This is a genomic window from Roseburia sp. AM59-24XD, from assembly GCF_003478445.1.
GTDB lineage: Bacteria > Bacillota > Clostridia > Lachnospirales > Lachnospiraceae > Jutongia.
In genome coordinates, this window is record NZ_QUET01000027.1 from 43,554 (window position 1) to 51,564 (window position 8,011).

An 8,011-nucleotide genomic window follows, 5' to 3' on the forward strand; every position below is an offset into this window, starting at 1 on the left:
CTCCTAACTGCGCGGGCTTTTCACATTCAGGATCAGCTCGCGGATGCATTCCGCCGTATCCATCCCCTCCGCTCTTGCTCTTGTCCCAAGCTTCACACGGTGACCCAGCACCTCTTTTAACACGCTCTGTACATCCTGCGCCGTCACAAAATCCCTTTCCTCAAGACGTGCCATCGCTCTTGCCATGCGAAGCAGTGCGATTGACGCTCTCGGACTGGCACCCTCCGCAAAAAGTCCCGGTTTTCTCGTTTCCTCCACTAAAGAAACAATATAATCATACACAGCATCATGAACATAGATCTGCTCTGTTTCTTTCTGGAGCTGCTTTAATTCCTCTGCCGTAAGCACCCGTCTGCGTTCCTGCGCCTGCTTCCACACCTCGCCTTTTAAGATCGACACGGCGTCCTGATGAGACGGATATCCCATAGAAAGACAGATCATAAAACGATCCAGCTGGGACTCCGGCAGAAACTGTGTTCCCGAGGAGCCGCTCGGATTCTGCGTTGCGATCACGAAAAACGGATCCGGCAGTGCCCATGTCTTTCCCTCCACGCTCGCCTGTCTCTCCTCCATAACTTCAAGCAGGGCCGACTGCGTTTTCGGAGAGGTACGGTTGATCTCATCTGCCAGAAACAGATTACAGAAAATCGAACCCGGATGAAACTCGAACTCACCGGTCTTATTCTGATACATCGAAAAACCAAGAATATCACTTGGCAGAACATCCGGCGTAAACTGCACTCTGTGATAACGCAGATCAAGCGTCTTTGCAAAGGTCGTTGCAAGTGTCGTCTTTCCAACTCCCGGAATATCCTCCATCAGAATATGACCTCCGGCAAGCATCGCCGCAAACACCTTTCGTACAACATCTGATTTTCCCTGAATCACCTGATTGACTTCCTGTTGTACTCTCTCAAGCTTCTCCTGCTCCATATACACCTTCCCTTTCTAACCGTTTTCCTTCACATCCACGGCATCCCATTCTATTCCTTCTCTAAGAACACTTTCGCGTAATTCTGCTTATTCTCTTCCTTCTCGCGAAATACCTCAATCGCATCCCGCTCCTCCTGTGACAGACTGTCAAGCAATGTATTACCACCACTTCTTTGTTCCTCAAGCCTTGTCCGGACATGCGCCTGCACAGACGCCACTTCCTTTTCAAACTCTCTTGCCGAGATCAGACCACAGCCCTGTCCGCGTATGATGATCTGCTCCAGTCCATCGGAGGTTGCCACCGTCACATCATATTTCGCCCCATTTTCATGAGCAAACTTCTCAATAAACTGATCGGCAGTCTCCGCCTCCTTCGTATAAACCACATGTATATTGTGATAATCGAGGATCTCGGTCGGATGCCCCTGCACCCGGTACGCATCAAACACAACGATCAGATTGCATTTCCTGATTCCCTGATAATCACAGAGAATATCCATCAGACGTCCTCTTGCCCCGTCAATATTTACCTTTGCAAGTTCATTTAATTCTTCCCAGGCAAATATCACATTATAACCGTCTACCAGAAGATATTTTTCTTTTTTCACGGCAGGCTTCTTTGCACTCTGTCCATATTCACGGACACTTGGCTGTCCGACATTACGCCTTGTCCTGTGTGAGATTCCCTTATGCGGTGTAAACCCCTCTTTCTTATTGGCATTAAAGGTTCTGTCAAGAATCGCATCGACCTCATCCACGCCGATCCACTGCTCCCCTTCACTTTCCTTACGCTCCCGCCTGATCTGATATTCTGTCCATGCATACTGCTCATACTCCACAGCCGAGCCCGGATCCAGCACACTTTCCACATGCATATATTCCGGCACTTTGTCCCATTCCACATAAAAACCGGAGCCATGACTGCAAAAAACAGAGCCGGTCGGATTTGCCATATCCTCCTCCGGGTCATAACCATTCTGCTCGATCACCTCCTGTGCATTGTGACACGGTCCATAGCCGCCGGTCACACAGGAAAGATGACCTTCTCCCTTTGTATATGCTGCAAGCTCTCCGGCATAATCCCAAAGTGTAGAAACCGGTCCTCTCCCCTTTAACACTGCCGTATCTCCATGCAGCTGCGGAGACGAAACCTCTGCCTCCTTCTGGCTCATATCCGTCATCGCACGTCCGACATTCTCTGCCGGAACCTCCAGCACAAAATCATAATATGGCTCTAACAGCACCGACTGTGCCTGCATCAGTCCCTGACGCACGGCACGGTACGTTGCCTGTCGGAAATCACCGCCCTCTGTATGCTTCTGATGGGCGCGGCCGCCTGCCACCGTAATCTTTACATCCGTCAGTGCCGACCCTGTCAGCACACCTCTGTGCGTTCGTTCCTCCAAATGTGTCAGGATCAGTCTCTGCCAGTTCCGGTCAAGCTGCTCCTCGCTACAGCCAAGCAGACACTGCACCCCGCTTCCCGGTTCTCCCGGCTCTAAGATCAGATGCACCTCTGCATAATGGCGCAGCGGCTCGAAATGTCCGACACCCTCCACACGGTCTGCGATCGTCTCCTTATACACAATCCTTCCGGCGCCAAAGGTAACAAGCACATTAAAACGATCCTTAATGAGCGTCTGCAGGATCTCAAGCTGTACCTTTCCCATAACCTGGACCTGTATCTCCTGAAGCTCCTCTGACCAGACGATATGCAGCATCGGATCCTCCTCCGAAAGCATACGAAGCTTTGGCAGAAAGGCTGCCGGATGCACCTCGTCCGGAAGCTCCATCCGGTAAGTAAGCACCGGTTCTAAAAGCGGCTCCACCGCATCCTCCTGCACACCAAGTCCCTGTCCCGGATATGTGGCGGTAAGACCTGTAACCGCACAGACACAGCCTGCCGGCGCACAGTCCACTGCCTCAAACTTCTCGCCGGAATAGATCCGGATCTGATTCACCTTCTCTGACAGACGCACGCTTTCCTTCTCCTGCGGCATATAATCCACCAGATCCTTTACGGACAAATCTCCACCGGTCACCTTCAGATAGGTCAGACGGTTTCCCTGAATATCCCGAAGAATCTTAAAAACTCTCGCTCCAAAGTCTGTCCCATATTTTGGACTCTTCGTATATGTGGTAATACCGGAAAGTAACCGGTCTACCCCATCCATTTTCAGTGCCGATCCAAAATAACACGGGAACAGCTTTCTTTCCCTGATCAACTCGGCAATCTCTTCCTCTGCAACCTCTCCGGTCTCCAGAAAGGTATCCAGAAGATCTTCCGCACAAAGTGCCGCATTCTCATAGAGATCGTTCTTATCCTCTGTCCCAAAATCAGTACAGCCATCCGACAACGTTTCCTTCAGCTCCGCTAACAACGTCTGTGCATCCGTCCCCGGCTGATCCATTTTGTTGACAAATAAAAAAGTCGGCACCCGGTAACGATCCAGAAGCTGCCACAGTGTTCTCGTATGCCCCTGCACGCCATCCATGCCACTCACCACAAGAATTGCATAATCAAGCACCTGAAGAGTCCGCTCCATCTCCGCCGAAAAATCCACATGTCCCGGCGTGTCAAGAAGTGATATCTCCAGTTCATCGGTCTGAAGCACTGCCTGTTTGGAAAAAATAGTGATCCCGCGTTCTTTCTCCATCGCATAGGTATCCAGAAAAGCATCCTGATTGTCCACTCTTCCCAGACTGCGGATCACACCACAGGTATATAACAATGCCTCTGATAATGTTGTTTTCCCGGCATCAACATGTGCCAGTATTCCCACACACAATCGCTTCTTGTTTGTTTTCACTCTATCATCCCTCTGCTTCAATCTATATATTCTCACTATCCCCAAAATGGGACAGACTCCCTCCTGCATGTCCGCATCAAGGAATAAAATAGTTTGCCGTGAAATCCCTTCCGCAAAATACTGCGACAGATCCGCAAGCCTAATCCAGATTCTTCACTGCAGCTACTGTAATCTCGTACTGCTCCTTTACCTTTGCAAACAGCTCGTCAGCTCCGTCCAACTCCTTGGCACGAAGCTTCTCCGTCAGATCGGAGCTTACGGTAAACAGATTGTCAAAGCCAAGGTTTAAGCAGACCCCCTTCAGGGTATGCGCCGCACGGAAGGCCTCCTCAACATTCTTATTCAAAAGCTGCTCCTCCAGCTTCTGATAGCTGGCATCATCTAAAAACTTTAACACAAGCCTCTTCACAAGAGCCTCGCTTCCGCCCAGACGGCTCAGTACATTTTCGTAATTGGCTCCCATCTTCTCATAACATTCCTTTACTGTCATCACATTACTCCTCATGTATCATTTCATATTTTCTTGCTAACGCTTCAAACTCTTCTTTGGATTCCCTGAAACACTCCATCAGTTTTGGGGAAAATACACCACATTCTCCCATCAGGATCATATGATATGCCTTCTCCTTCTCAATGGCATCCTTATAAATTCTCTCACTGACCAGCGCATCGTATACATCCGCTACCGACACAAGCTGTGCCTCCAGAGGAATTTTCTCTCCGATCAGTCCGTCCGGGTATCCCTTTCCATCGTATCTCTCATGGTGATAACGACAGATTGCACGGCTCACCTTCGCATATTCATCGTCCCATGCGCCGTCGATCTGCTCCAGAATGTCACAGCCCTTCACCGTGTGGGATTTCATATATTCAAACTCGTCCTTATCAAGCCTGCCCGGCTTCAAAAGTACACTGTCCCTGATCGTGATCTTACCGATATCATGCAGTGCACTTGCCGCTACGATAATATCGATCTTCTCCGGGGTCAGACTGTACTCCGGATACTTCTGGGCAGCACACTCTGCGAGGATCCTCGTAAAGCCCTTCACACGCTTGATGTGCTCACCACTCTCCAGATTACGGTACTCTACAACAGTACCAAGTACATCAATAATATTTTCGTTATTCTCCTTGATCTTGATCGTCTGCTGCTCCAACAGCTTGTTCTGCCGCTTCAGGTTATCTGTCTGTATCCGCACCTTTTCTTCCAGCCTGTTTTTGTACTTAAACAGATCCACGATATTCTTGACACGGCTGCGCACTGTCACACTGTCGAACGGCTTCCGGATAAATTCGGAAACGCCAAGCTCCAGACATTCTCTCTCAACCTCTGTCTTTGACTCTGCACTGATAACTAACACCGGTATACTCTCTAACAGCTCAGATTCCTTCATGAATTGTAAAACAGCATAGCCGTCCTTCTCCGGCATGATCAGATCCAGAAGGATCGCTGCGATATCTTCTGAATGCTCCCTCAAGATTTCAATTGCCTGATTGCCATTGCCTGCCTCAAGCACAGGGTAAGTATCTCCCAGAGCTACGGCAAGAATCTCGCGGTTCAGTTCAATGTCATCGACAATTAATATTTTTTCTCCCATTAGTACCTCATTTCTTTATTCTGCTTACTTTTCTCTATTACAGCAGATGGATCTTATGGTCACATCCTTCGTAATCCACTTCATCAGCCCTGCAGATTCTGTACAACGATTCTGCCGGCTACATTCTTGATCATAACACATTTCTTGGTATCTGCGCTATATACAACGTTGTTGATCGTAACATTCGTTCCTTCATACAGCATATTGTATACTTTGATATATGCCTGCTTCGCCTTTTTCCTTTCCTCAAGCTGCTGTGCGATCAGCTTCTCCACATCGCTTTTTTCCTGTTGTTTGGTGTAAACGGCATTCTCGATCTTCAAGAAGATCGGCATCATATTACGCTCCTCCGGCGGATACTTTTCCTTATATTCATCCAGAGCATTATTTAAGATGGTAAGCTGGCTCTCAATCTCGCCAAGCTGTCCGGAATAGTCAATGCCGGGTCTGTCCTTGTCGTAGCCAAGCTGAATATCCGTCCGGATACCATTACGGTTGCCAACCGTGCCTGCCTCAATACTAAAGCCTGCATAAACAGAGCCTCCGGCAATGCTTCCACCCATGCCGCTGACCCGTACCACCTTCTCGGCATACAGATTACAGCGGAAGAAGTAATTCGCAATGATCGTCTCCGCCTGAATGGCTGTATTTTCAAAGAAACGTCCCATGACCGTCTTGCCGGCGACAAGCTTCGCAACACCATTTCCATTGGCTCCCTTCCTGACAAGGATATCTCCGGCACTCTCAAGCACCGCATTCTCAATGAAGCCATCTACCATGATATCTCCGGAAGCGATCACATGCAGATTGCCACCGGCATCTCCCGTAATATGTACCGCACCGTCATAGGAAACCTCTCCCATCAGATTGGCGGTATCTCCAAGCTCCAGAAGCGGCATCACCTTCAAAACGGAATCCTCCAGTATTGCACAGCCATTCTCCTCCGCCAAATAGGTCTTATTATCCTCCAGAAGCTTAAAGCCTCTCCCCTTAATACGCACCTTCTCCCTGCCGGAAGCAGCCCGAAGCTTTGCCCCCTCGACCGTATAGCCATCCTTGCCCGGTTTCGCTTCATGATAGAATAACAGCTTCTGTCCTGCCGTAACCTTTACAAATAATGCTGCCTTTGTATAATCTACAGTCCCATCCTTATTGACGATCACACCGTTATGCTCCCTGTCAGAAATAAAGCTCTCGTAGTATCCGTCCTCACCACGGACCGGCAGCTTTCCTCTCGCCACAACGACCATCTCACCGCGCAGCTTTCCGCCAAGTAACTGATTGATGACACCCTTATCCAGTCCCTTGACGATCTTATGTTCGGAAAGACCTCCGATCAGCCGCTCCTTTGTCAGCCTCTCCGCAGTCTCCCCCACATAGACATATGCCTTGAGCTTGTCCGGATCCACAAAGAAACGGACGGCATTCTTCGGCAGTGTCTTGCAGAATTCTCCCAGATCATCGGATATCTCCGGTCCGTTCCCAGACATTTTAAGTGATGCATACCGCTTCTGCTCCTCTTCCATCTTCACACGGATCTTGCGCATATCTGTGGCAGAATGAACCATGCTCTTATAGACGGAAATATCCAGATTCTCCTCCAGTCCGATCCGGATCTCGCGCATCTGCTGCCAGGAGTACAGTTTCTTGGAATATACGGTTACATCAAGACGTTTTTCAAGACCGAGGCGGATCTCACGCATCTGCTGCCAGGAATACTCCACATCAGCATACGTCTTAACATCCAGTCCCTCTTCCATGCCTTCCACAATCTCACGGATCGCCGCTCCACGGTACGCCGTATTCAGATACGGATCGATCTTACAGCCCTCTTTCATGGCTCGCCTGATCTCACTTAACTGCTCCGGTACATACCCTGCCTTGATATAAGGAATGATATTCTGATGATCCAGAATTGCCAGATGAAGCTCGCGTAACATCTCAGCACCGACACCGGCATATTTCTCAAGATGTATCCGGTCCTCCAGAGCCTTTCTAAGCTCACGCATAACCTCATACGAAAATTGAGGTTTCGCATAGATCGATGCATCCACCCCGTCCTTCAGGCCAAGACGTATCTCCTCCATTTGAAACCAGTCATACCGTTTATCGTTATATAATGTGACATCCAGTCCTTCCTCTAATCCAAAACGTATCTGACGCATCTGTACAGCGACGTAATCTTTATCCGCATAGACAGATGCCTTGACCTCATGCTCCAGTCCCTGTCTGATCTCCTCCAGCTGGTCAATGCCAAAGCCCTGCTTTCTGTATTTTGCGATACTTTCCATGATCTCTTTGTAATACGCATTCTGATTTTTCGCCATATTGTCTCGTACCTTTCGTTTCTGTCCTCTTAAGCGCTTAGACATTATCACAATGTTTTCTTCCGTTAAGCTTATATTTTATTCGTTTATATGTCAATAAAATTTGCCTATTTCCTATCAATTTTATATAATTTTCTCATATTATATACTAAGACTTCCCATACCAAGGATGGAAATTTGCCCATAATATTTCTTATGTCCGGAAAATAAAATATCAATTTTGCCTGAGAAATCACTTGATCCGTGAACTATGACTAAAAAATTGACGCAGATCAGTAGGATTTCCGAAAAATCTTTGCTTTGCAATGCTTTGATAAATACGCATCCGCACGACTGAGCCCCA

Annotated in this window: 6 protein-coding genes; all 6 read right to left on the minus strand. The window is 48.4% G+C overall.

Annotated features, from left to right (window positions below; genetic code table 11):
* Positions 1 to 3: 3 nt before the first annotated feature.
* Positions 4 to 933, minus strand: coding sequence for an AAA family ATPase (locus DXA20_RS12705; RefSeq protein WP_118561247.1), 930 nt, complete (start codon positions 931 to 933; stop codon positions 4 to 6).
* A 50-nt stretch (positions 934 to 983) separates the two neighbouring features.
* A complete protein-coding gene (locus tag DXA20_RS12710) occupies positions 984 to 3,812 on the minus strand; it encodes a translation factor GTPase family protein (protein ID WP_118561249.1) in 2,829 nt (942 codons plus the stop codon).
* Between the two features lie 70 nt (positions 3,813 to 3,882).
* The gene (locus tag DXA20_RS12715) at positions 3,883 to 4,233 is read right to left on the minus strand and encodes an Hpt domain-containing protein (RefSeq protein WP_118561251.1); all 351 of its coding nucleotides are present in this window, start codon (positions 4,231 to 4,233) and stop codon (positions 3,883 to 3,885) included.
* A 4-nt stretch (positions 4,234 to 4,237) separates the two neighbouring features.
* Positions 4,238 to 5,341, minus strand: a complete 1,104-nt coding sequence (locus DXA20_RS12720) for an HD domain-containing phosphohydrolase (RefSeq protein WP_118561253.1) — start codon at positions 5,339 to 5,341, stop codon at positions 4,238 to 4,240.
* A gap of 83 nt (positions 5,342 to 5,424) precedes the next feature.
* Complete coding sequence (locus DXA20_RS12725) at positions 5,425 to 7,668, minus strand: DUF342 domain-containing protein (protein WP_158577233.1); 2,244 nt, start codon at positions 7,666 to 7,668, stop codon at positions 5,425 to 5,427.
* Between the two features lie 141 nt (positions 7,669 to 7,809).
* The coding region (locus DXA20_RS16515) for a hypothetical protein (RefSeq protein WP_207664226.1) at positions 7,810 to 8,011 on the minus strand (202 nt) is incomplete at its 5' end.

Bases quoted from the DNA above. Each gene is read 5' to 3' on its own strand.
- DXA20_RS12705 (WP_118561247.1), bottom strand. From the start codon at position 933: ATGGAGCAGGAGAAGCTTGAGAGAGTACAACAGGAAGTCAATCAGGTG.
- DXA20_RS12710 (WP_118561249.1), bottom strand. From the start codon at position 3,812: ATGCAGGAGGGAGTCTGTCCCATTTTGGGGATAGTGAGAATATATAGA.
- DXA20_RS12715 (WP_118561251.1), bottom strand. From the start codon at position 4,233: ATGACAGTAAAGGAATGTTATGAGAAGATGGGAGCCAATTACGAAAAT.
- DXA20_RS12720 (WP_118561253.1), bottom strand. From the start codon at position 5,341: ATGGGAGAAAAAATATTAATTGTCGATGACATTGAACTGAACCGCGAG.
- DXA20_RS12725 (WP_158577233.1), bottom strand. From the start codon at position 7,668: ATGGCGAAAAATCAGAATGCGTATTACAAAGAGATCATGGAAAGTATC.